The 23341-nt window shown below is 70.8% G+C and carries 20 protein-coding genes; 9 read left to right on the top strand and 11 right to left on the bottom strand.

Annotated features, from left to right (window positions below; translation table 11 throughout):
• Positions 1-9: 9 nt before the first annotated feature.
• Together C470_RS08510 and C470_RS08505 are read right to left on the bottom strand one after the other, a co-directional pair.
• Entirely contained in the window at positions 10-1383 is a 1374-nt protein-coding gene (locus C470_RS08510) for a hypothetical protein (protein WP_008366624.1), read from the bottom strand.
• A gap of 849 nt (positions 1384-2232) precedes the next feature.
• Positions 2233-3552 (bottom strand): amidohydrolase, encoded by a 1320-nt coding sequence (locus tag C470_RS08505; protein WP_008366622.1) that lies wholly within the window; start codon positions 3550-3552, stop codon positions 2233-2235.
• Positions 3553-3691: 139 nt separating this feature from the next.
• On the opposite strand from C470_RS08505, the gene C470_RS08500 reads away from it, so the two are divergent.
• From C470_RS08500 to C470_RS08490, 3 genes are all read left to right on the top strand, one after another.
• Complete coding sequence (locus C470_RS08500; RefSeq protein WP_008366620.1) at positions 3692-4885, top strand: LEA type 2 family protein; 1194 nt, start codon at positions 3692-3694, stop codon at positions 4883-4885.
• 81 nt (positions 4886-4966) lie between these two features.
• On the top strand, positions 4967-5437 hold the full coding sequence (locus tag C470_RS08495; protein WP_008366619.1) for a dihydroneopterin aldolase family protein: 471 nt from the start codon (positions 4967-4969) through the stop codon (positions 5435-5437).
• 69 nt (positions 5438-5506) lie between these two features.
• Positions 5507-6004 carry a hypothetical protein gene (locus C470_RS08490; RefSeq protein ID WP_004599143.1) on the top strand — a complete coding sequence of 166 codons (498 nt, stop codon included), beginning with the start codon at positions 5507-5509 and terminating at the stop codon, positions 6002-6004.
• A gap of 62 nt (positions 6005-6066) precedes the next feature.
• Here C470_RS08490 and C470_RS08485 read toward each other — a convergent pair whose 3' ends face one another.
• The 6 genes from C470_RS08485 to C470_RS08460 form a co-directional block, all read right to left on the bottom strand.
• Positions 6067-7431 (bottom strand): ABC transporter ATP-binding protein, encoded by a 1365-nt coding sequence (locus C470_RS08485; RefSeq protein ID WP_008366617.1) that lies wholly within the window; start codon positions 7429-7431, stop codon positions 6067-6069.
• On the bottom strand, positions 7428-8549 hold the full coding sequence (locus C470_RS08480; protein ID WP_004599141.1) for an ABC transporter ATP-binding protein: 1122 nt from the start codon (positions 8547-8549) through the stop codon (positions 7428-7430). The genes C470_RS08485 and C470_RS08480 overlap by 4 nt, the downstream gene beginning before the upstream one ends.
• Position 8550: 1 nt before the next feature.
• A complete protein-coding gene (locus C470_RS08475) occupies positions 8551-9537 on the bottom strand; it encodes an ABC transporter permease (protein ID WP_007345731.1) in 987 nt (328 codons plus the stop codon).
• Positions 9537-10532 (bottom strand): ABC transporter permease, encoded by a 996-nt coding sequence (locus C470_RS08470; RefSeq protein ID WP_275039646.1) that lies wholly within the window; start codon positions 10530-10532, stop codon positions 9537-9539. Before C470_RS08470 ends, C470_RS08475 begins: the two co-directional genes overlap by 1 nt.
• Before the next feature lie 207 nt (positions 10533-10739).
• On the bottom strand, positions 10740-12395 hold the full coding sequence (locus C470_RS08465) for an ABC transporter substrate-binding protein (RefSeq protein WP_008366614.1): 1656 nt from the start codon (positions 12393-12395) through the stop codon (positions 10740-10742).
• A 279-nt stretch (positions 12396-12674) separates the two neighbouring features.
• A complete protein-coding gene (locus tag C470_RS08460; RefSeq protein ID WP_008366612.1) occupies positions 12675-14330 on the bottom strand; it encodes a GTPBP1 family GTP-binding protein in 1656 nt (551 codons plus the stop codon).
• A gap of 128 nt (positions 14331-14458) precedes the next feature.
• On the opposite strand from C470_RS08460, the gene C470_RS08455 reads away from it, so the two are divergent.
• Positions 14459-15304 (top strand): HFX_2341 family transcriptional regulator domain-containing protein, encoded by an 846-nt coding sequence (locus C470_RS08455; RefSeq protein ID WP_007345734.1) that lies wholly within the window; start codon positions 14459-14461, stop codon positions 15302-15304.
• Between the two features lie 351 nt (positions 15305-15655).
• On the opposite strand, the gene C470_RS08450 is transcribed toward C470_RS08455, so the two are convergent.
• Complete coding sequence (locus tag C470_RS08450; RefSeq protein ID WP_008366610.1) at positions 15656-16687, bottom strand: transcription initiation factor IIB; 1032 nt, start codon at positions 16685-16687, stop codon at positions 15656-15658.
• Positions 16688-16850: 163 nt separating this feature from the next.
• Here C470_RS08450 and C470_RS08445 point away from each other — a divergent pair, with 163 nt between their 5' ends.
• Entirely contained in the window at positions 16851-17372 is a 522-nt protein-coding gene (locus C470_RS08445; RefSeq protein ID WP_004599126.1) for a DUF7858 family protein, read from the top strand.
• Between the two features lie 36 nt (positions 17373-17408).
• Here C470_RS08445 and C470_RS08440 read toward each other — a convergent pair whose 3' ends face one another.
• Both C470_RS08440 and C470_RS08435 read right to left on the bottom strand, forming a co-directional pair.
• Positions 17409-18245 carry a cell division inhibitor gene (locus C470_RS08440; RefSeq protein WP_008366608.1) on the bottom strand — a complete coding sequence of 279 codons (837 nt, stop codon included), beginning with the start codon at positions 18243-18245 and terminating at the stop codon, positions 17409-17411.
• Positions 18246-18322: 77 nt separating this feature from the next.
• Positions 18323-18754 (bottom strand): HIT domain-containing protein, encoded by a 432-nt coding sequence (locus C470_RS08435; RefSeq protein ID WP_008366606.1) that lies wholly within the window; start codon positions 18752-18754, stop codon positions 18323-18325.
• Between the two features lie 116 nt (positions 18755-18870).
• Here C470_RS08435 and C470_RS08430 point away from each other — a divergent pair, with 116 nt between their 5' ends.
• The 4 genes from C470_RS08430 (at position 18871) to C470_RS08415 (ending at position 23336) form a co-directional block, all read left to right on the top strand.
• Positions 18871-19173 carry a DUF7091 family protein gene (locus C470_RS08430; protein WP_007345739.1) on the top strand — a complete coding sequence of 101 codons (303 nt, stop codon included), beginning with the start codon at positions 18871-18873 and terminating at the stop codon, positions 19171-19173.
• An 83-nt stretch (positions 19174-19256) separates the two neighbouring features.
• Positions 19257-20447 carry a hypothetical protein gene (locus C470_RS08425; protein ID WP_008366603.1) on the top strand — a complete coding sequence of 397 codons (1191 nt, stop codon included), beginning with the start codon at positions 19257-19259 and terminating at the stop codon, positions 20445-20447.
• A 115-nt stretch (positions 20448-20562) separates the two neighbouring features.
• Positions 20563-22473, top strand: coding sequence for an ABC transporter substrate-binding protein (locus C470_RS08420; RefSeq protein ID WP_008366601.1), 1911 nt, complete (start codon positions 20563-20565; stop codon positions 22471-22473).
• Positions 22470-23336, top strand: a complete 867-nt coding sequence (locus tag C470_RS08415) for a phosphatase PAP2 family protein (protein WP_008366599.1) — start codon at positions 22470-22472, stop codon at positions 23334-23336. Before C470_RS08420 ends, C470_RS08415 begins: the two co-directional genes overlap by 4 nt.
• The last annotated feature ends 5 nt before the right edge of the window (positions 23337-23341 follow it).

Here is a 23341-nt window from a genome sequence, read left to right as displayed (position 1 = left end):
ACCGCGTCGTCAGTTACCGCCGGGGCCGCCAGCGTGGTCCGGCGGGCCGCCGTCGTCGTCGTCCTCGTCCTCTTCATCGTCTTCATCATCCTCCTCGTCGGCGTCTTCTTCCGCGTCGTCTTCTTCCGCGTCGTCTTCTTCCGCGTCGTCTTCCTCAGCGTCGTCTTCTTCCGCGTCGTCTTCTTCCGCGTCGTCGTCTTCCGCGTCGTCGTCTTCCGCGTCGTCACCGCCCGGACCGGCGTGGGCCGGCGGGCCGCGCTCGTCGCTGTCGTTCTCGCCGTCGGGGCCGCCCGCGTGGTCGGGCGCGTTGCCCGGCGCGCTGTCGTTCTCGTCGCTGGCGTTACCGTCGTCAGGGCCGCCGGGGCCGCCCGCGTGGTCGGGGGCGTTACCGGGGTTGTTCTCCGTCACGAAGTCCGAGACCGCGCTGCCGATGCCGCCGTCCCGGTCCTCGAGGCTCTCGATGAACTCCTGGACGAGCTGGCCGAACGCCTGCTCGTCGGCCTCGTCGCCCTCGTCGCCGACGGTGAGGTCGGCGGTCGTCGAGACGCTCTCGTTCTCGTACTCGGCGGTGATCTCGACCGTGACGTCCTCCTCGGCGGCGGGGAGCGTCACCGTGCCGTTGGCGTCCGTCTCGTACTCGCCCGTGCCCGCGTACGAGGCGTTCTCGTCCGCGTCGTCGGCGAGCTCGACGGTGATCGAGGCGTTCTCGGCGGGGTCGTCGTCGTTCGTCACCGTGACGACCGGCTCGCCGTCGGTGTTCTCCACGTCGAGTTCGAGGCCGTCGGGCGCCTCGATGTCGACCGTCTCGGAGACGCTCTCGTTCTCGTACTCGGCCGTGACGTTCACCGTCACGTCCTCCTCGGCGGCGGGGAGGTCGACGGTGCCGTTCTCGTCGGTCTCGTAGTCGCCCGTGCCGGCGTAGGAGGCGTTCTCGTCGACGGTCGTGACGTTGACCGAGGCGTTCTCGACCGCGGTGTCGTCGTTGGTCACCGTGACGACGGGCTCGCCGTCGGTGTCCGCCACGTCGAGTTCGAGCCCGTCAGGGGCTTCGAGGTCGACCGTCGTCGCGGCGGTGTCGTTACCCGCGGCGGCCGTGACTTCGACCGTCACGTCCTCTTCGGGCGCTTCGAGGTCGACGGTGCCGTTCGCGTCCGTCTCGTACTCGCCCGCTCCCGCGTACGACTCGTTCTCCGCGTCGACCACGCTCACGACGACCGTGGCGTTCTCGACGGCGGTGTCGTTCTCGGTCACCTCGACCGTCGCTGTCCCGTCCGCGTCCGTGTCGACGGCCACTTCGAGGTGGCCGTCGGCGGCCGCAACGCCGGTCATCGCGCCGAGCGCGACGACCGCGATCAGGAGGATGGCTGTCGTGCGTTTGCTCATGTCCACTCGGGTCCACTCCCTGTTCACGTATAAATAGAGAAGTCCGTTAACGCGGTTTAATCCGGTTTGTATCCGGGTTAACGGCGCTGAGGAGTTTGTTTTGGGAGATCGGGACTCGACGGCTGTTTCGACGGTGATCGGTGCCGGATTCGTCCCCGGTTTCGGGTCGGTCGTCGCTCGCGCGCGGTACGTCGTTTACCTGTCGACTGTTCGCGCCGCGTCTGCTGGCGCGGTGACTACCGACGGAACCCCGGCGGCTCGTTTATAAAAGGTAGCTAGCGGAACGACGGCGAACGCCTCCAAAGCCCCAGTCGCGAGGCCGACGTAGGCGACGCAAGCACTGGAACGAGGGAACGAACGTAGTGAGCGACCGAGTGAAGCGCGTGGTTCGAGACGCCGGAGGCGTCTCGTCATCACGAAAGGCGCAAAGCGCCTTTCGAACGACAGCGAGCGTACGTCGGCCTCGCGACTGGCCCTTTGAATCCCACCCGACCGCACCGCACAGCGCCTCACACCTCCCCAACCTCGCGGCTCCCTCCGCTTCGCTTCGGTCGCCGCGTCCCTCGCGCGTGCTCCTCNTGTACGTCGGCCTCGCGACTGGCCCTTTGAATCCCACCCGACCGCACCGCACAGCGCCTCACACCTCCCCAACCTCGCGGCTCCCTCCGCTTCGCTTCGGTCGCCGCGTCCCTCGCGCGTGCTCCTCGCGGCCGCCTCTGGCGACCACTCGGAGGCACGCGCCACCGCACTCCCATTTATAAATGAGACGTGAATCCCGGATTCAATATTTAAATACTGCCTACGTGGGTCGGCTTCGCGCTTCGCGTTCGGTTGCGGTCGCGCAGCGCGCTACGCCGATTCGACCCGCTCGACGAGGTCGCGCGCGGCGTTCGCGGCGCGCTCTTGGACCGCCTCGGCGTCGAGCGTCAGGACCTCGCGGTCGCGCATCAGGACCTGGCCGTCGCAGACCGTGTGGCGCACGTCGCTCCCGCGGGCCGCGTACGCGAGGTGCGAAACGGGGTCGTGGACGGGCGTCAGGTGCGGCGCGTCGAGGTCGACGACCGCGAGGTCGGCGGCCGCGCCCGCCTCGATCCGGCCGCCGGGGAGGTTCAGGGCGTCGGCGCCGCCGGCGGTCGCCATCTCCACGACGGCCGCCGCGGGGACCGCGCTCGCGTCGTCCGCGGCCAGCTTCCCGAGCATCGCGGCGTCGCGCATCTCGTCGAACACGTCGAGGTCGTTGTTCGAGGCCGCGCCGTCGGTGCCCAACGCGACCGTCACGCCCGCCTCGCGCAGGCGCTGGACCGGGGCCATCCCGCTGGCGAGCTTCATGTTCGAGGCCGGGCAGTGGACGACCGCGGTCCCCGCCTCGGCGAGCCGGTCGATCTCGGAGTCGTCGACGTGGACGCCGTGCGCGAAGAAGTCGTCCGGGCCGAGCGCGTCGATCTCGGCGGCGTACGCGATCGGCCGCTCGCCGCGCTCCTCGACGATCGGCTCCACCTCGTCGGTCGTCTCGTTCGCGTGGAGGTGGATCGGAATCCCCGCCTCGCGCGCCTCGGCGACGCCCTCGCGGAGGAACTCCTCGCCGACCGTCGTCAGCGAGTGCGGCATGAACGCGGTGCGGACCCGGCCGTCCGCGGCGCCGTCGAGCTCGCGCGCGACCGCGAGGCTCTCCTCGACGTCCGCCCGGGCGTCCGCCTCGCCCTTCCCGACCGTGACGACGCCGTGCCCGAGTCTCGCGCGCAGCCCCGCGCGGTCGACGGCGTCGGCGACGCGGTCCATCGCGAAGTACATGTCCGCGAACGCGGTCGTCCCCGACCGGATCATCTCTACGGCGCCGAGCTCGGCGCCCGCCTCGACGTCGTCCGGCGTCAGTTCGGCCTCCGCCGGCCAGATGTCCTCGCGGAGCCACGGGTCGAGCGGCTTGTCGTCGGCGTACCCGCGGAGCAGCGTCATCGCGACGTGCGTGTGCGCGTTGACGAGCCCGGGGATCACGAGCGACCCCGACGCGTCGAGCGTCTCGGCGGCCGCCCCGCCGACCGCCTCGTCGACCTCGCTCGGCGACCCGACGGCTCGAATCGTTCCCTCGTCGCGGTCGACCGCGACGTCCGCCCGCTCGACCCGGCCGTCCGGCCGGAGCACTCGTCCGCCGCCCACGCGGAGGTGGTTCATGTCCGCTCGTTCCGCCCGCCGAACCAAACGCCTTCGGTTCCTCGTCCCCGCGCGTCGACCCCGCCCGTCGACCGATACGCTCGTCAAAACGCCCCTTCGCGAACGATACGACTTTATCTGCCGATCGAAACGAACGGGTATGGCTCTGAACCGCATCGTCTCGGCGCTCACCGCTGGGAAGCTCCGGATCGCCGTCGTCGGGCTGCTCGTCGTCGCCGCCGCGGTCGGCGGGGCGTTCGCCCTCGGCGTCGTCGGCGTCCCGAGCGTCGCCGCCGTGAACAACTCCTTCGGCGACGTGACGAACGAGACGACGGTCGTCGAGACCGACCTGGTCGTCTCGAACCCGAACCCGATCGGGGTCGGCCTCGACGGCGTCTCGATCGACTACACCGTCTCGATGAACGACGTCGAGATGGCGAGCGGCGGCCGCGAGGGCGTCAGCGTCGCCTCCGGAAACTCCTCTATCGCGTTCGAGACGGATCTCGAGAACGACGCGATCCCGCCGTGGTGGACCAGCCACGTCGAGAACGACGAGCGGACGACCGTCGCCATCGACGCGACGGTCACCTCCGATCTCCTCGGCCGGAGCGCGAACCTCACGCGGACCCGACAGGTCGAGACGGACCTCATCGGCGCGTTCACCTCCGACGAGACGCGCCCGGTGAACGCCGACGCGCCGCTCGTCGACGACCCGGTCCTCTACGTCAACGAGACGCGCGGGCGGTGGGGAACGGTGAGCGAAGAGGAGACCCCGATCGAGATGGAGTTCGACGCCTACAACCCCAACCTCGAACCGTACGTCGTCACCGAGATCGGCTACGACGTGACGATGAACGGCGTCGCGATGGGCTCGGGCTCGACCGAGGAGGAGTACGTCATCCCCTCGTACGGCTCCGAGACGGTCGAGCTGTCCGCCGCCCTCCGCAACGAACGCCTCGACGAGTGGTGGGTGACCCACCTGAACGAGTCGGACAACGGCCACCAGGTGAGCGACCTCCGGATCGAGTTCTACGCGGTGGTCGAGCTCCCCTCCGGCGAGGAGCTCACCGTCCCGCTGGACGCGCTGACATACGAGGAGACGGTCGAGACGGACATCTTCGACGAGGGGCTCGACCGAGGCGAGGGGAGCGACACCGGAGACTCGACCGACGCCGAGGGCTCCGACGACGGCGGGAGCGCGAGCGATGACGGCGGGGCGACCGACGACGGCGAGAACACCAGCGACGACGGGGGCAGCACCAGCGCCGACGACAACACGACTGACGACGGCAACACGAGCGACGACGACTCCGGCGACGACGGCGGGCTGCTTCCCCTCGCCGCCGACCGATAACCGCGGCCGCCTGCCGCACCTCGGACCGTTCCTCCCGCTCGCCGTCCGAACCTTCTTGCCCGCCCGCGGCCGCGTTCCGCCATGGCAACCGACGCCCAGCAGGCGTGTTTCGAGGCGGGGATCAAGTTCGGCTCGCTGTACCACCAGTTCGCCGGGACGCCCGTCAGCCCGTCGAGCGCGCGGAGCCTGGAGGCCGCGATGGCGGAGGCGATCGAGAACCAGCCGCACTGCGAGGCGGTCGAGGTGACGGTCCACGACGACCGCGTCGCGGACGCCATCGACCACGAGAACGGCTACACCGAGCTCACCGGCTCGCTGATGGACGTCCGGATGCGGATCGCCTACGAGGGCGTCACGGTCCGCACGCGCATGGAGCTGGAAGACGGGTACCCCCTGATGAAACTCGTCGAGGTGGTCGACGGCGGCCGGCCGGGCTCCGGCGACGCCGACTCATCGCCCGACGCCGACTCATCGCCCGACGCTGACTCATCGCCCGACGCCGACTCATCGCCCGACGCCGACTCATCGCCCGACGCCGACCCGAACGCTTAGTACCGCGAACCGCCTACGACGAGCCGAACGGCGGCCGACGCTCCCGATCTCCCGCTTTCAGAGACTCACATGGTCGACAGACGACACGACGGTCGGACGGACCGAACCGGCTTCGACGAGACGAAGAACTACCTCTCCGAGGCCCTCGGCCGCGTCGTGCCCCGATCGGTGGCGCGGCGAGCGATCGAGGTGACCGTCAGCACCGACGCCGCCGAGTACGCCCCCGACGAGCCGGTCGCGATCACAGTCGCGATCCGCAACCGCCTGCCGGTCCCGGTCGAGGTCCCCACGACGACCCGCCGCCTGTGGGGGTGGGCGGTCGACGGCGTCTTAGAGGCCACCGACGAGCGACGCTACGTGTCCGCCGAGGAGTCCTCGCTGTCGCTCCGGGCCGGCGAGACGAAGCGCGCGACGGTCACGTGGAACGGGCGGTTCCGCCGCTCCGACGAGGACGGGCTCGACCGGTCGGTCCGGGCCGAGCGCGGCGACCACAGGATCTCCGCGTTCGTCCCGGTCCCCGACGCCGACGAGCGTCACGAGGACGCCACGCAGATCCGGATCCGGTAGCCGGCGCTCGCCGGCCCGCTGTCAGCTTCTCCGCCGAACCGAACGGCCGAAAACGAGGGCGGTCAGTCGTCCGCTTCGGTCACTTCCGCGCCGGGGCGGGCCGCGCCGTCGACCGCGGGCTCGTCGACGGCGCTCGCGAGCGCCTCGTCGCGACGCAGGTGACACGCCGAGTAGTGACGGCCGTCGGTGAGGTCGGACGGCACCTCGTAGGCGGGCGTCGTCGTCGCGCAGACGCTCTGGTCCGCGAACCGCTCGCTGAGGATCTGTTCGGCGTCGTCCCATTCATCGCGCTCGATGTGCCCGAGCGCCTCGTCGAGCAGGGTGCCGGCGTCGCCGCTCGGCACCGCGTTTTCGAAGTACCGCGACCGGAGCGCGTCGGGGTCGGTCTCCTCGAACGCCCGGCGCTCGACCGCGCGCTGGAACTCCACGACGTTCCGCCAGGCGTCCTCCGTCATGTCGTACTCGTCCGGCTGGATCACCTTCGGACACCGCGTCCGGAACCGGCAGCCCGAGGGCGGGTCGATCGGCGAGGGCACGTCGCCCGAGAGGAGCGCCTTCCGCCCGCCGCTCCGCGGGTCCGGGACCGGAATCGCGTCGAGCAGCGCCCGGGTGTACGGGTGTTTCGGGTTCTCGAACAGCTCCTCTTTGTCGGCCAGCTCGACGACGTTCCCGAGGTACATCACCGCCACGCGGTCGGAGATGTGGCGGATGACGCTCAGGTCGTGCGCGATGAACAGGTAGGTGAGGTCGAACTCCTCTTGCAGCTCCTCCATCGTGTTGAGCACCTGCGCCTGGATCGACACGTCGAGCGCCGACACCGGCTCGTCGCAGACGATGAAGTCGGGGTTCACCGACAGGGCCCGCGCGAGGTTCACGCGCTGGCGCTGCCCGCCGGAGAACGCGTGCGGGTACCGGTTGTAGTGTTGCGGGTCGAGCCCGACCTTCTCCAACAGCTCCTTGGCGCGGGCCTCCCGGCCCTCCTCGTCGAGCATGTCGTGGGCCTTCATCGGCTCCTCGACGATCGGGCCGACCTTCATCCGGGGGTCGAGCGACGACTGCGGGTCCTGGAAGATCATCTGCATGTCCTTCCGCATCCGCCGCAGCGGCTCGCCGGACAGCTCGGCGAGGTCCTCGCCCTGGAAGTAGACGCTCCCGCTGGTCGGTTCGAGCAGCCGGAGGACGGTGCGCGCGAGCGTCGACTTCCCGCAGCCGGACTCGCCGACGAGCCCGAGGGTCTCCCCCTCCTTGATGTCGAAGCTCACGCCGTCGACGGCGCGGACGTCGGAGGTCGACCGGGAGACGTACGGGAACTCGTCGTCGAGCTGGACGCCGGCGAGGAGTCCGCTCTCGTTGTCGAAATGCTTCTTGAGGTCCCGGACCTGTAACAGCGCCTCGGGGTCCGACTCCGGCGGGCCGACTTCCGTCATTCCGCCTCACCCCCGGTCTCGGTGAAGCCGGCGGAGAACCCGCCGGTGGCCTCCGTCTCGATCGGCGGGCTCTCGTCGTACCCCACGCCGAACGCGTCGTGTTTCACGCACGCGGCCGTGTGCGGCGCCTCGCCCTCGTCGCTCAGCTCCCGCGGCTCGGGGTGGACCTCGCGGCACACCTCCCGCGCCTCGGGACACCGCGAGTGGAACCGACAGCCGGCGGGCGGATCGATCGCCTCCGGCATCACCCCCTGGATCGGCCTGAGCTCGTCGACCGTCCGGTCGGGACGGGGCATCGAGTCGAGCAGCGCCGACGTGTACGGGTGTTTCGTGTCGTGGAACAGGTCGTCCACCTCGGCCTGCTCGATGATCTCGCCGAGGTACATCACGTTGACGCGGTCGCAGATCTCCGCGACGACGCTCATGTCGTGGGTGACCCAGATGAACGAGGTGTCGTACTTGTCCTGGAGCTCGGTCACCATCTCCAGGATCTCGCCCTCGACGGTGACGTCGAGCGCGGTCGTCGGCTCGTCGGCGATGATCAGGTCGGGCTGGCAGGCGAGCGCCATCGCGATCAGCACGCGCTGCCGCATCCCGCCGGAGAACTGGTGCGGGTACTCGTCGTACCGGGACTCCGGCGCCGGAATCCCGACCTCCCTGAGCATGTCGATCGCCTCTTCTTTCGCCTCCTCGGCCCCCAAATCGCGGTTAATCTCGATGAACTCCCGGAGCTGCCCCCCGACGGTGAACACGGGGTTCAAAGACTCCATCGGGTCCTGGAAGATGATCGCTATCTCGCGGCCGCGGATCCGCTTTCGCATCTCCTCTTCGGTGAGCATCTCGTCGCGGGGGCGCAGCTCGCCGTCGTCGCCCTCTTCGAGCCCGAAGATCGTCTCGCCTTTGAACTCGATCTCGCCGCCGACGATCTCGCCGGGGCTGTCGACGAGCCGGAGGATACTGGAGGTCGCCACCGACTTTCCGGCGCCCGACTCGCCGACGAGGCCGACGATCTCCCCCTCGTGGACGTCGAAGGAGATGCCGTCGACGGCGCGGACCGTGCCGTCCTCGGTGAAGAACTGTGTCTTGAGATCGCGTACGCTGAGTAGTGGTTCGCTCATATCAGTTGTTGATCCGCGGATCGAGGGCGTCCTGGAGACCGTCGCCGAGGATGTTGAAGCCGATGACGGTGATCAGAATGGCGATTCCGGGGAAGATGCTGAACGTCGGCGCGGGGAGCATGTACCCGCGCGAGGCGGACAGCATCTGCCCCCACGACGGCGTCGGCGGCTGCGCGCCGAAGCCGAGGAACGAGAGGCCGGCGACGATGAGGATGCTCACGCCGACCTGGAGCGTCGCCTGGACCAGCACCGGCGCGAAGCTGTTCGGAATGATGTGCCGGAAGATGATGTTCCGGTCTTTCACCCCGGCGGCCCGCGCGGCCTCGACGTAGTCCTCCTCGCGGATGGAGACGACGCGCGACCGGATCAGCCGGTTGAACACGGGGACCGCCGTGATCCCGACGCCGATCATCGCGAACGTGAGGTTCCGCCCGAACGCGGTCATGAACGCGATGACCAGCACGAGGAACGGGATCGCGTAGATGGTCTCGGTGACGCGCTGGAGCACGTCGTCGATCCAGCCGCCGTAGTAGCCGGAGACGGCGCCGATGACGGTGCCGCCGCCGAGGCCGATTGCGGTCGCGAGGAACCCGACCGTCATCGCGATCCGCGTCCCGTAGATTGTCCGGGAGAGCAGGTCTCGACCGCGGTGATCGGTGCCGAGCGGGTGTGCCATAACGCCCTGCCCGAACTGGTTCTCCATGCCGACCGGCGGGAGGAGCCGCCGGACGTTCTCCGGGTCGGTCTCGGGGTTGTACAGCACCGCCTCCGCGATCGCGTAGTCGAGGACGTAGTAGTCGAACGCGGCGAACACCGCGACGAAGGTCATGAAGCCGACGATGTAGGTCCCGATCCGAGCCGTCGTGTCCTGTCTGACCTGCTTCAGGGTGTACCGTAGGCCGACACGGGCCTCGACCTCGTCGGGCCCGCTGCTCTCCTCGCCGTCGTCCGGCGTGTCGTCGTCCGAAGTTGCGCTGTTAACAGACATTACTCGTCACCGTAGGTGACCCGCGGGTCGAGGTAGCTGTACGTGATGTCCGTGATGATCACGCCGACCACGTAGACGAACCCGAACACGAGCGTCGTCCCCATGATCAGCTGGTAGTCCTGGTTGTTGATCGCCGTGATGATCAGCCTCCCCATCCCCTGGATCCCGAAGACGGTCTCCGTGAGGACGGCGCCGCCGAGCGCGGTCGAGAGGCCGAGGCCGATGATGGTGATAACCGGCAGCTGCGCCACCTGGAACGCGTGCTTGCGGACGATCGTCGACTCGGGCACGCCGTACGCGCGGGCGAGCTTCACGTACTCGCCCTGGAGCGAGTCGACCATCGACGAGCGCTCGATACGGGTGATCTGCGCCATCTGAAGGGTTCCGAGCCCGATCATCGGCAGGAAGAGGTGATGCATCGACTGGCGTATCACCTGGAACTGCGTCGCCGCCCCGCGGACGTTCGTCGGGTCGGCCCACGGGAGGACGAGCCCCCGCGCGGGGAACCACCCGAGATAGAAGGCGAAGACGATGATCAACACCAAGCCGATCCAGAACGACGGGGTCGAGACGCCGATCAGCGAGATGATCCGGGAGACGTGGTCGGCCGGCTCGTTCCGCCGTTTCGCCGAGATCACGCCGAGCGGAATGGCGGTGATGATGGCGAACGCGAACGCCGACAGCATGAGCAGCAGCGTGACCGGGAGCCGGAGGATGATCATCTCGAGGACGGGGCGGTCGTAGTAGATGCTGAAGCCGAGGTCGCCCGTCGCGACGCTGCTAAGGTACGCGAAGTACCGCACGTGTATCGGTCGATCGAGGCCGTACTGGGCGCGGATCGCCTCGACCTGCTCTTGGGCCGGCGTCGGCCCGAGCATGATGTCGACCGGGTCGCCGGGGATCTGGTTGGCCAGGAAGAAGGTTATCGTCACGATACCTATCAGTACGGGTATCGCCTGTGCGAACCGCCGGAGTGTGTACCGAAGTAAGCTCACTGTCGTTGGTTCCTCGTTGCGTTCGTCTCGGTTTGTGCTGTCGCTTATCCGTTTCGCTCCTGCCGACGCACCAATTCGGAGCCGCGAGCGGCCGGTCGACCGCACCACCGACCGCTCGGAAGGGCGGCGTTTACGACTCGATACCGTTCCGAGCGCGGACCGCGCGGGTCCGCACCGCCGGGCCGATCGCCGGGTCGCCGCGTCCGATCACCGGGTCACGGTGACGCCGTCCAGCTGGACCTCCGTCGAGATCGGGTGCGAGCTGAAGCCCTCCACGACGTTGCGCACGCCGTAGGAGTTGTTCAGGTTGTACGCCGGGAGGTGGACGCGCCCCTCCAGCAGCGACGTCGTCGCCTCGATGTAGAGCTGGCGGCGCTCCTCGCGGTCCGCCGACTCGCGGGCCTGCGTCAGCTTCTGCGAGGCCTCGTCGTAGCCGTGGAACGTCCCGTTCGTCACGCCCTCCGTCTCCTGGCTCAGCAGGTTGTACGCGAACGTGTCCGGGTCCGGCGAGCCGGACCAGCCGAGGGTGTACATGTTGTAGTCGTCCTCGTTGCCGGTGACGTACGCGTCGAGGAACGTGCCCCAGTCGAGACGCTGGACTTCGACGTTCTGGAAGCCGGCGTTCTGGAGCCCGTCGCCGATGGAGATGCCGATCTGCTCGCGCTTGTTGTCCGGCGGCACGATGATCCGCCAGTTGTAGTCCATCGGGACGCCGGCCTCCTCGAACAGCGCCTGCGCCTCCTCGAGGTCCTGGTCGTGCTGAATGTCCGACCACTCGTCGGTCGGGAAGTTCCACTCCTCGGAGATCGAGGACGGGAACGGGCTGCTCTGGCGGACGCCGGCCGGCTCGACGAAGTTCTCGACCGCCTGGTCCATCGAGACGCAGTAGTCGACGGCCTCGCGGACGAGCGGGTCGCTCGTCGGCCCCTCGTTACAGTTGAACGCGAGGTAGAAGTACCCGATACCCGGCTCCTCCGTCAGCGTGGCGTTCTGGTTCGCCTCGACCGTCTCGTACAGCTGCGGCGGGATCGACTCGATGACGTCGACGTTCCCGGTCTCCAGCTCGGTGACCCGCGTCGTCTGCTCGACGATCGGCTCGAACTCGACCGTGCCGATCTCCGGGAGGTTGTCGCTGTCCCAGTAGTCGTCCCACCGCTCGAGCGTCGCGTAGCTCTCCGGCTCCCACTCGCTGAGCTTGAACGGCCCGGAGGTGACCGGGTCCATGTTGTACGCCTCGGTGTCCTCCTGCCGCACGGAGGCGTTGACGACGTTCCGCGCCATGGCGATCGTGAACGCGCCGTACGGGTACTTGAGGTCGAACTGCGCGGTGGTCTCGTCGATCGCCTCCCCGGTGTCGATCATGTCCACCTCGGAGGCGTTCTCGGTCTGTTCCTCGACGGGCGCCATCATCGTGTGAACGACGTCCTCGGCGGTGACCGGGTCGCCGTTCTGGAACTGGGCGTCCTCGCGGATCGGGACGATGAACCGCGTCCCGTCGCGCTCGACCGTGGGCATGTCCGCGGCGATCTTCGGTTCCAGGCTGACGCCGTCGGTGTACTCGTAGAGGCCGTCGAAGATCCGCCCGGCGATCTGCGCGGACGGCACGTCGTTCATGACGACCGGGTCCATGTCGAGCGGACCCTTCGCCTGCGCGAAGAACAGGGTCGGGGCGCTGCCGCCGTCGCCGCCGTCGCCGCCGTCGGAACCGTCCGAGCCGTCCGAGCCGTCCGAGCCGTCGCCACCGTCGGAGCCGTCTCCGCCGTCCCCGCCGCCGGCACACCCGGCGAGCAGGAGGGAGGTGCCGGCTGCCCCGCCGGCGAGGACCTTCCGTCGTGAAACGCGTTGTGTGTGTTGTCGACGCATACAGGCGACCTCTTGTTTCACTCTAATAAGTATTTTGGCTCACCGTGTCCGTACGGTCACCTCTCGTCGCTTCGTTGTCTTTTTGTGCGCACCCTCACCTCGAACGCCGTCCGAATCAGGAAGAAACCACTGCCGCGATCCGACATTCACCGATCGATCCGCGGTCGGAATCATAAAATAAAATCCCTGATGCTCTCACGCGCCGAGCGCTCGGACCGCCGGGCCGCGAGTCATCGGCGGATCACGAGTCACCAACGCGAGTTAGCGGCGGGTCGCGAGTCAGCGACCGCGCGACGGCGGGTCCTCGGCCGCGGCTCCGGTGCGTGTCACGGTCCCGACCCCCTTGCTCGACCCCTCGCGGAAGACGAACCGCTGTCCCTCCTCGATCAGGTACGGGCGGAACTTGAAGCGGACGCGCGCCTCGCCCGTGTCGCCCGGGAGCAGTCGCCCCTCCGCCGGGAAGAACGCGGCCGCCTCGGAGACGGTCTCGAGGTGGACGACCGGCTCGTACCCCTCCTGGATCCGGGTCGGGTGGTTTAGGACCATCACCTCGGCGTCGAACTCGCGGACCGGCTCCGGCTCGCTCCCGCGGGGGACCAGGGCCATCCCGCGCTCGATCTCCGCCTCGTCGACGCCCTTCAGCGCGATGCCGACGATCCGCCCGGCGGTCGCCTTGTCGACCCGGTGGTAGTGCATCTCGATCGACCGCGCCTCCACCTCGTGGAAGGAGCCGTCGGACATGGGACCGAGCAGAAGCTCGTCGCCCGTCTCGACGGTCCCCGAGTTCACCGTGCCGGACGCGACCGCGCCCACGCCGGTCACCTGGTAGCTGCGGTCGACGTACATCCGGAACGTCTCGCGATCGGGCGTCGCGCGCTTCGGCAGGCGCTCGAACAGGCGGTCGAGCGTCTCGACCCCGTCCTTCGTCACCGCGCTGGTCCGCAGCAGGGGGACGACGCCGTCGCCGACCTCCGCGATCGCGGTGTCGACCCCGTGCCGGTCGACGAGGAGGGGGGTCTGTCCCGCGTCGCGCAGCATCGACTCGACCTCGCGCTCGACGTCCGCGAGCCGCTCGTCGCTCACGGCGTCCGCCTTCGTGATCGCGACGACGGTCGGCAGCTCGGTCGCGAGGAGGATCCCGAGGTGCTCGCGGGTGGTCTTGGTCGGGCCGTCGTCGGCGGCGACGACGAGCAGCCCGTAGTCGAGCTTCTGGCCGACGAGCCCGCGGATCGTCGTCCGGAGCCACGGCTCGTGGCCGACGGTGTCGACGAAGGACACGAGCCGGTCCGCCGCCTCGACGACGCCGGCGCGGTCCGCCTTGCGGTGTGGGTTGTCCATCCGGACCGGCTCGTCGGCGTCGTCGGCGAACCCGTACACCGCGTACGAGAGGTCCGCGGAGAGGCCGCGCTCGACCTCGTGGGGCTGGACGTCGAGGAAGCCGCGCGTGCCGCCCTGCCCGTCGTCGGCGCGGCCGGTGACCAGCGTGCCGACGAGCGTCGACTTCCCGTGGTCGACGTGGCCGGCGGTGCCGACGACGAGGTGGTCCTCGTCGGCCTCGAACACGCCGCCGTCGCGGAGCGTCGCGAGCCCGACCAGCCCCGCCTCGTCGCCGTCGCGCCCGTCGCCGGCGCTCCAGGTCTCGACGTCGGCGATGTGGGCGTCCGCCTCGTCGGCCAGAAGCGACAGCACGTCCATCGTCTCCGAGAAGGTCTCGGGGGCGATGCCGGCGAGTCCCCCGTCGTCGGTGACGCCGAGGACGTAGGTCGCCTCGCCGTCGCCGGAGAGGACGCGGTGGCGGAGCTGGGCCACGAGCGACTCCATGCGCCCGTCGGCGAGGTGGACCTCGCGCGTCAGCCGCTCCTTGAACTCGATGGCGCCGCCGTCCCGCTCGCCGCGCTCGATGGCCCGCCTGAGGGCGGACCGGTCAGCGCTCATGTCCGCTGGTAGGCGACAGCCGGGCTTAACGGTTTTCGTGGTACGTGCCCCCACGACACGTGATCGCTCGCGACGCCTCGGGAGCGCTCCGGCGGGCTATTTAACCGACCGCCCCGGACAAGGACGATATGGACACCTCGGTCCCCAGCGTCGCCGAACGCCGCGTCCACGTGGTCCCGCTCGGCTACGAGCGCGACCGGATCGTCGAGCCCCTCCGCCGCCACGGCGCCGACGTCGCCTACCTCCTCGTCGACGCCCCCGACCGCGACGGGGCCCGCGGCGACGTGGACTTCGAGGCGGCCGGCGCCGCCGACCCCGCCGACACCCGCGTCGACCCCGACGCGCTCACCGACTACCAGCGCGACGCGTGGACGGCCGCCGCCGAGTTCGCCGAAGTCCGGCCGATCCCCGTCGCGCTCGCGGACGTGTACGACGCCCTCGGCGTGACGACGACCGTCGCCGCCCGCCACCAGGCGAGCGCGGCGGACGGCGACCGCCTCTTCGGGAACGTCTCTACCGGACCGCGGATCGCCGCGGTCGGCGTCGCGCTGGCGTGTATGATCGTCGGCGCGCGCCCGTACAGCGTCGAGCCCGAGCGCCACCGGCACGACCGGCGCGAGGAGCCGCTCACCGAGGGCGTCGCCCGCACCGTCGACCTCCCGATCTACCCGATGGACGCGCCCACCACCGACCAGGTGGCCGTCCTCGGTCGGCTCCACGAGCGCGCCGAGGAGAACCTGACCACGGACAAGTGGAACCTGATCGAGTGGGCGCGCGAGCGCGACCTCACGTTCCTGCGCGAGGCGGGCGAGAGCCGGACCGCGAAGTACCGCGCCTTAGAGACGCACGTGCTCTCGCCGCTGCGCGAGCGCGGCTACGTCGAACTGGAGGACATCGGGCGCTCCGACACCGTCCGACTCACCGAGACCGGCCGCCGCGTCTTCTTCGCGTTCAAGCACAAGATCGGCGAGTAGCGGATCCATCTCGGCCGACGAGCGGCGACCGGTCGAAACGCACGCCGCGAGCCGTCCGACCCGAACGCGTTGTTCGGTCTGTCCGAACTATCGACGGCTAACGTAGAATTATCCCCCGCACCTCGACTTAGATGCGTGACGCCCGCCGGGCGGTCGGGGCGCCCTCCCCGCCCTCCACACCGCCTGTCCGCTATCGGCTCTCGGTCGCCCCGGTCCCCTCTCGCGGCGACCGGCCGTCGCCGCCGGCCGGATGCCGGCGACGATCCCCGCTGACGCCGCCGCGGCCGTCCGGCGGACCGTCACGGCCGACGGGGCTCCCGTCGGCGTTTCTCCGACTCGCTCTTCCGTCACTCACTCTTCGGTCAGATCGACGTACGTCCGCCGGACGGTCACGGGCGTCACGTCGGCGACGTCCGCGGCCTCCTGTTGGGTACACTCCGCGTCGAGCTCGCGGGCCGCGGTGTAGAGGCAGGCCGCCGCGACCCCGACCGGGTTGCGGCCGTTCGCGATCCCCTCCTCGACCGCGCGCTCGGCCAGCTCGCCGGCGCGGCGCTCGACGGCCGGATCGCAGCCGAGGTCGCTGGCGAACCGCGGGAGGTACTCCGCGGGGCCGCTCGGCGCGATGGGCAGGCCGAGCTCGCGGTTCATCGCGTCGAAGGCGGCCCGGTGTTCGTCCTCGGTCGCCTTCGCCTCGGCGCACACCTCGCCGACCGTGCGCGCCACGTCGGCGGTCCGGCAGGCGACGTAGACGCAGGCGGCCGCGAAGCCCTCCAGCGAGCGGCCGCGGAGCAGGCTCTCCTCCTGCGCCGAATCGAACAGCGCGCAGGCGGCGTCGCGGACGCTGTCGGGCAGCTCTAGGACGCCCGTGAGCCGGCGGATCTCGGTGTAGGCGTACACCTTGTTGCGGTCGCGCTTCGTCGAGATCTGCGCGCGGTTGTGCTGGGTCCGCATCCGGGCGAGCCGCCGGCGCTTGCGCCCCTTCACCTTCGTCGACCGCCCGATCTCCGTCGAGAGGCCGCGATCGTGGCGGGAGCGCGTCAGGGGGGCACCGGTCCGCTTCGGATTCGCGTCGTCGTCGTCGAACGACCGCCACTCGGGGCCGTGGTCGATCCGGTCGGCCTCGACGACGAGCCCGCAGTCGGCGCAGACGCGCTCCGCCGCGTCGGCGCGCGTGCGGCCGCCGCACTCGGGACAGGTCTCCCGGTCGCCGGCCTCCTCGGACTCCTCGGCGGTGGCGGGGCGCTCCGCGGTCGCGGCGTGCTCTGCGGTGGCGGGGCGCTCCGCGGTCGCCGCACGGTCGGCGGTCGCGGCGCGGTCGGCGGTCGCGGCGTCGTCGGTCTCGGTCCGGGGCGAACGAACGCGGGTCGAGCGTGCGTCACTCATCACACGTCGAACTCCGGCCCGATGCCTTACTTAAACCCGGGCGAATCGGCGGTCGATCGGCCGGATCGCGGCGCGCGAACCGACCGGTTACCGGTCGGTGATCGGTCGGCTGAGGGCGCCGCAGTACGGTGGTTTTAACCATCCTGCCGAGTCATCGGTTCGCATGACGCTGTCGGAGATCGCGGCGGGGGTCGAGGTGACCTCGCGCCAGCGCGATCGGGGGGTCGCGCTCGCGGACGACACGGAGACGCCGCTCGTCGACCGTCTGTCGGATCACGCCGAGTCGCTCCCGTGTACGCCCGAAGCGACCGCCACGCTCGTCGACGCCTACACCGCCGGACGGAGCGTCGGCGACGCGGCCCGCGAGGCCGGGGTCTCCCCGATGACGGCCGCGAAGGCGCTCCACCGGTGCGGCGTCGCGGGCGTCTGCCCGCTCTCGCCCACGGGCCGCGACGTCGTCCGCGACTGGCTCGCGGGTCGGACCGCCCGCAGTGAGGCCGTCGAGCTCACCGGCGGCGACGAGGCCGACTTCGCGCTGGCGACGTACGTCGAGACGCACGACCCGGTCGAGCCCGTCGCGGAGGCGGTCGACGCGCAGGTCGCGGGCTCCGCCCCGCTCGGCGAGGGCCTCGGCGCCGACGACCCCCTCGGCGACGCGCTCGGCGCCGGCGACGGCCTCCGCTGAGTTCCGCGCCGCGGTTCGGCTCTCCTTCGACCCGTTTCAGGGAGTGAACCGTTCGACGAGTCCCGGATCCGGGAACTCAACGCCTAGCGACGCGTCGAACGTGGTCTCGTAGGCGGCCGCGATCGCCCGCGCGTACGCGTCATCTCCCGTCGCCGCGGTCGGCGCGGCCGCCACGTCGGGATCGGTCTCCGGTACGCGGACGACGCCGGACCCGTCGCCGTCGCGCTCCCCGTCGCTCTCACCGCCGGACCCCGCTCGCTCGACCGCGAGCGTCGCGTCGAGGCTCCCGCCGACGTCGGCGATCCGCCCGCGGAGCCGCTGGACCGCGTCGCGCCCGTGGGCCGTCGCCGGCCTGACGGCGACCGCGCGGTCGACGGTCGTGGCGGCCGCGACCGCCTCGTTCGACCCGACCGCCGCGGCGTCGACGACCACCGCGTCGTACGTCGTCGCCGCCTCGTCGATCCGCCGCTCCAGCTTGCGGGCGGCCTCCGCCGTCTTCGCCCGCGCGACGCGCTCGAACGGCGCCCTCGCGGGTATCGCGTCGACCCGTCCCGGCAGGTCCGGCGCGTCGCCCTCGTTCCCATCGCCTCCGCTCCCGCCGCCGAAACTCGACCGCTCGGCGCTCGCACCGGTCCCGGCGAGGGGGTACGCCGCCGCCGACAGCGCCGCGTCCGGATCCTCGGTGAGGAGCGCGGTCAGGTCGGGGTCGATCCGTCCGGAAACGTACTCGGAGAGTCCCTGCGTCGTGAACGCGGCGTCGACGACCGCGACGTCGTCGCCGTCGCGCGCGCCCATCGCCGCCAGCTCGACAGCGGTCCGCGTCGTCCCCGCGCCGCCGGTCGCCCCGACCAGCGCGAGCGTCGTCGCCTGCATGTGCCGCTCTCGCCGGAGGCCGTTTGTAAAAACCGCGAAGGCGAGCGGCGGCGCGGGCCGCGGGTCCGTCGCGCCTCCTACCCGTCTATCGCGGCCGCGACCGCGTCGGCGACGGCGTCGAGCTCGTCGTCCGAGAGGTCGGGTCGCTCGCCCGCCACCGCGTGGATCGGCGCGCCGCCGTCGCCCTCGAACCGCGGGACGACGTGGACGTGGACGTGCGGAACCTCCTGGCCGGCCGCCTCGCCGTCGTTGACGCCCACGTTGGCGCCGTCGGCGTCGACCGCCGCCTGAATCTGCGGCGTGAGCGACGCGACCGCGTCGAACAGGTCGCTCGCGAGGTCGGCGTCGAGGTCGCCGACGTGCTGCGCGTGCGACTTCGGAATCACGAGGGTGTGCCCGCGCGCGAGCGGGTTCGCGTCGAGGAACGCGAGCACGGCGTCGGTCTCGTAGACGGTGCGCGCCGGGATGTCCCCGGCGACGATCGAACAGAAGATACAGTCGTCGGACATACCCGAGCGATCGCTCGGGCGTCTCATCAAGGTTTCCCGGGGGGCTGCGGGCGTCGGGCGGGCTGACGACTCCGGACCGCCAACGGACCTATATCCGCCGCGCCGAAACGGCCGGTATGGACGACCGGCTCGAACGGGTCATCCGCCAGCAGCTCCGGAAGGCGGGCAAGCAGTTCGAGGAGGCCAGACGCGCCTACGCCGAGGGGCGCGACGACCCCGAGGGCGACGCGGCCGCGGCGGCGCGGTTCGGCCTCCCGACCGACGACGCCGGCGCGGCCCGAATCGTCTGTCGCCGCCACGCGGAGCGCCGAACCGTGCCGGTCGACGCCGAGGGGCGTCCCGCCTGTTTCGAGTCGGGTCACCCCGACTGCGAGGGGTGCGCCGAAGACGTCCGCGACGGCGTCGTCGAGACGTGGTGACCGCCGCGACCCGCGGGATATTTCGGCGGTAGCGCGACGAGCCCACCCGAACAGGTTTGTGTTCCGGGCCTCTGGTGAGGCGCATGAAACGGATCGGGGTCGTCGTCGCCCTCCTCCTCGTGGTCGGGATCGGCCTCGTCCTCTCCGGGTTCTTCGCCGGTGTCGCCGAGGAGCCGACGGTCGGCGACGTGGCGGACGACCGCCTCATCGAGGTCGACGGCGACTACCGGCTCTGGCCGTACACGAGTCGGAGCCGGACCGTCGAGGGGCGCACGCTCGCGATCAACGTGGTGTTCCACGCCGACGCGGCGGCGACCCGGGCCGCGATCGAGGGCGACGCGGCCGCGGACTGGCAGGAGACCGACCCCGGCGAGGCGGCGGCGACGGCGGGCGACGACCAGATCCGCGAGTTCGTCGGCCGCGACTGGCGGGACGCCCACAGCTCGCTCCGCTACTCCTACGTCGAGGGACCGACTGGCGGCGTCTGGCTCGCCGAGACGTTCGAGCTCCACGACGGGGCGTACCTCGGGGTCCGCGACCACCTCCGCGCGTACGAGTCCCCCGACGGCGCCTACACGGCGATACAGGCCCACGAGGAGTACTACGACTGGTTCCGGCTCCGGCACACCGTCCCCGACATCGACGCGCCCGCGACGCGGCTGGAAGACGAGTTCATCGAGTCGGGCCGCGCGAGCGACGTCCGCCGCGAGTACCGCGGCATCGACGGCGGCCGCAGCGACGGCTGGCTCTCCGTGATCGAACTGGCGGCGACCGCGGCGCTCGCCGGGGCGCTGCTCCGCCGGCGGACCCGCGAGGCGGCCGCCGACCTCCTCGGCCGGCTCCGGACCGACGCGGAGCGACACGCCGCGGCCGCGACGCTGGGGCTCGCGCTCGGCGTCGTCCTCGTCGGCGTCCGCTTCGCGGGCGTGACGCTGGAGGCGGCGCTGCCGGGCGTGTCGCCGAAGGCGATCGCGGCGCCGCTGTACCTCGTCCTCGCGCTCGGGCTGCCCGCGCTGGTCGTCTGGCGCGCCCCCCGGTCGGACCCGGCGGCGGCCTCGGTGGCCGTCGTCGTCGGCCTCGGCGGCGGCTTCGTCGCCGACTTCGCGGCGCTCGGGGTGGCGGTCCCGCCCGCCCTCGTCGTCCACCGGGTGGCGCTGCTCGCCGGGCTCGGCGTCGTCGCGATCGGGCGGGCGGCCGGGGACCGGCCGGTCGCCGTCGTCGGACTGCTGGCGTGGGCGATCGGGCTCGCGCTCCCGCTGGCGGACGTGATCTGATCGACAGGGGCCGCTCCGGACGCACGGGCGGTCCGTCGCACCGACGCGACACCTCGGCGCGGCGACAGCACAGAAGAGATATATCCGGCGACTGAAAACAGGGGGAAACGAACGGATGACGCGACCGATCAGTCGACGAGCGGCGCTCGCAGGGCTCGGCCTCGCGGCCGCCAGCGCCGGCTGTCTCGGTCGTACGGAGAACATCGCCGGACGGGACCCCCGCTCGCAGCTGACCCTGGAGATCAACACCACGCCGGCCGACGGCGACCCCAACGGGATCCGGATCGCGAGACAGCTCGAAGAGCACCTGACCGCGGTCGGCATCGACGTCCGACTCAACACCGTCGGACAGACCGACCTGTGGCGGAAGGTGCTCGTGAACCAGAACTTCGACCTCTACGTCGGGCAGTTCGTGGAGACGGAACCGTTCGATTCGGACGCGCTGTACGGGCTGACGCACTCGCAGTTCGTCGCGGAGCCGGGGTGGCAGAACCCCTTCGGGATCACGGAGATGGCGGTCGACGACCTGCTGGAGCGACAGCGCCGGACGGCCGGAAACGACCGGTCGGACGCCGTCGACGCGCTTCAGGAGACGGTGTGTGACCTCCAACCCTTCTCCGTCGTCGCGTTCCCCGACGCGCTCACCGCCGTCCAGGGGGCGCGGTTCGAGGGGTGGACCCAGGACCGCCAGCCGGTGTCGGTCACCGGACTCCTCGGCCTCGACGCCGTCCCCGACGCCGACTCGGCGGGAGACGGGGGGTCGGGCGGTGGCGACGCGACGGCGGACGACGACAACGCGACCTCGTCGGCGACGGCGGGCGGCGCGGACGGCGAGGGCGGGGCCACCCTCCGGCTGGTGACGACCGACGACCGCATCACGGAGAACTGGAACCCGATCGCCGCGGAGTACCGGAAGTACGGCACGTTCACCGGCCTGTTGTACGACCCGCTCGTCCGCACGGACGGCGAGTCGACCGTCCCGTGGCTGGCGGCCGACTGGGAGCGGCCCGGCGCCAACACCGTCGACGTCGCGCTCCGCGACGCCCGGTGGCACGACGGCGAGCCCGTGACGGCGAGCGACGTCGCGTTCACCTACCGGTTCCTCCGGGACACCTCGCTGGGGGGCGTCGAGACGGCGGTGCCGACGCCGCGGTTCCGCGGGCGGAGCTCCCTCGTCGAGGACGAGCGGGTCCTCGACGACGCGACGGTCCGACTCACCGTGCCCGACGTCAACGAGACGGTCGCCGCGCGGGCGCTCCGGGTGCCGATCCTCCCGGAACACGTCTGGTCCGAGCGGACCGACCCGGCGACGATCGGGGGCTTCGAGTTCGACTTCGAGACGACGCAGGCGGTCGTCACGAACAACCCCGAACCGGTCGGGAGCGGCCCGCTGCGGTTCGTCGAGGCGACAGCCGGGGAGTCGGTCGTCTTCGAGCGCAACCCCGACCACTTCCTCGTCCGTCCGGCGCCCGACGCCGACTCGGAGACCTCGGGGGGGACGACGGACCCGCGAGCGGGGATCCCGCCCCGGTACCACGGCAAGCCGGCGTTCGACCGGCTCCGGATCGAGGTGCTGCCGTCGGACATCTCGGCCGTGGAGTCGGTCGCCGAGGGGCTCGCGGACGCGACCGTCTCGAACCTCGGCCCCCAGTCGGTCCCGCGGATCGGCCGCTCGGACGACGCGCGGCTCGTGAGCGGCCGGTCGGCGGCGTTCTACCACGTCGGCTACAACGTGCGGCGGAGCCCGCTGTCGAACCCGCGGTTCCGGGCGGTCATCGCGCGGCTGATCGACAAGTCCGCGGTCGTCGACGAGGCGTTCGAGGGGTACGCGCAGGCGGCGGCCTCCCCGCTCGCGGCGTCGCCGGACGCGGTCCCCGACTCGCTGGCGTGGACTGACGGGACCGACCCCGTTCACCCGTTCTTCGACGACGAGGGATCGCTGGACGTCGAGGCCGCTCGCGCGGCGCTGCGGGATATCGGGTATCGCTTCGACAGCGAAGGGCGGCTGCTCTCGCGGGCGCAATGAGTCCGTTCCTCTCCGTCCTCTCGTCGGTCGTGGCGTGGGTCGGAGCGATGCTGGCCGCCGCGAGCGTCGCGGTGATCGGTCCCGCCCGGCTCCGGGAGACGTGGGACGGGCTCCGCGGGCGGATCTGGGACGCGCGTCGGGCCGTCGCGCTCGTCTGCGTGGTGCTTCTCGCCAGCGCGGTCGGCCGCCCGGCGCTGCTGGACGTCTCCAGGCTCTTCGGGATCCAGGCGACGGCGCTCATCTACGGGCTGGAGGGCGGTTTCGTCGCGTGGATCCAGGCGACGTTCGCGTCGCCCGCGCTGACCGCGTACTTCTCGCGGGTGTACGTGTACGGGTACGCGTTCCTCGTCGCGTTCCCGGCGATCGCGTACCTCGCGCTGCCTCGAACCGCGGATCTCAGGCGACTGCTCGTCGCGTACGCGCTCAACTACGGGATCGGACTGGTCCTCTACACGCTGGTGTTCGCGCACGGCCCGCGGAACGTGATGCCCGACATGGTGACGCCGCTGCTGTTCACCAACCAGCCGGACGTGATACTGCTCGCGAGCGAGGTGAACCAGAACTCGAACGTCTTCCCGTCGCTGCACACCTCGCTTTCGGTCACCGTCGGGACGTTCGCGGCCCTGACGCGCGACGAGTACCCGCTGTGGACGGCGGTCGCGGTGCCGCTCTCGCTGTCGGTCGTGATCGCGACGATGTACCTCGGCATCCACTGGCTCACCGACGTCGTCGCCGGCTTCGCGCTCGCGTTCGGCTGCGTCGCGCTCGCGTATCACCTCGTGGATCCCCGGGACGCCGCCGCAGAGCCGAGCGACGCGGGGGAGGGAAGGCGTTCCGGGTCCGAGCCCGCCGCGGAGGACTGATCGGC

It is taken from the genome of Halorubrum distributum JCM 13561, assembly GCF_000337395.1.
Classification (GTDB): Archaea; Halobacteriota; Halobacteria; order Halobacteriales; family Haloferacaceae; genus Halorubrum; species Halorubrum distributum.
Note: the sequence above shows the minus strand (reverse complement) of the source record. Positions and strands in the feature narration are given on the sequence as shown.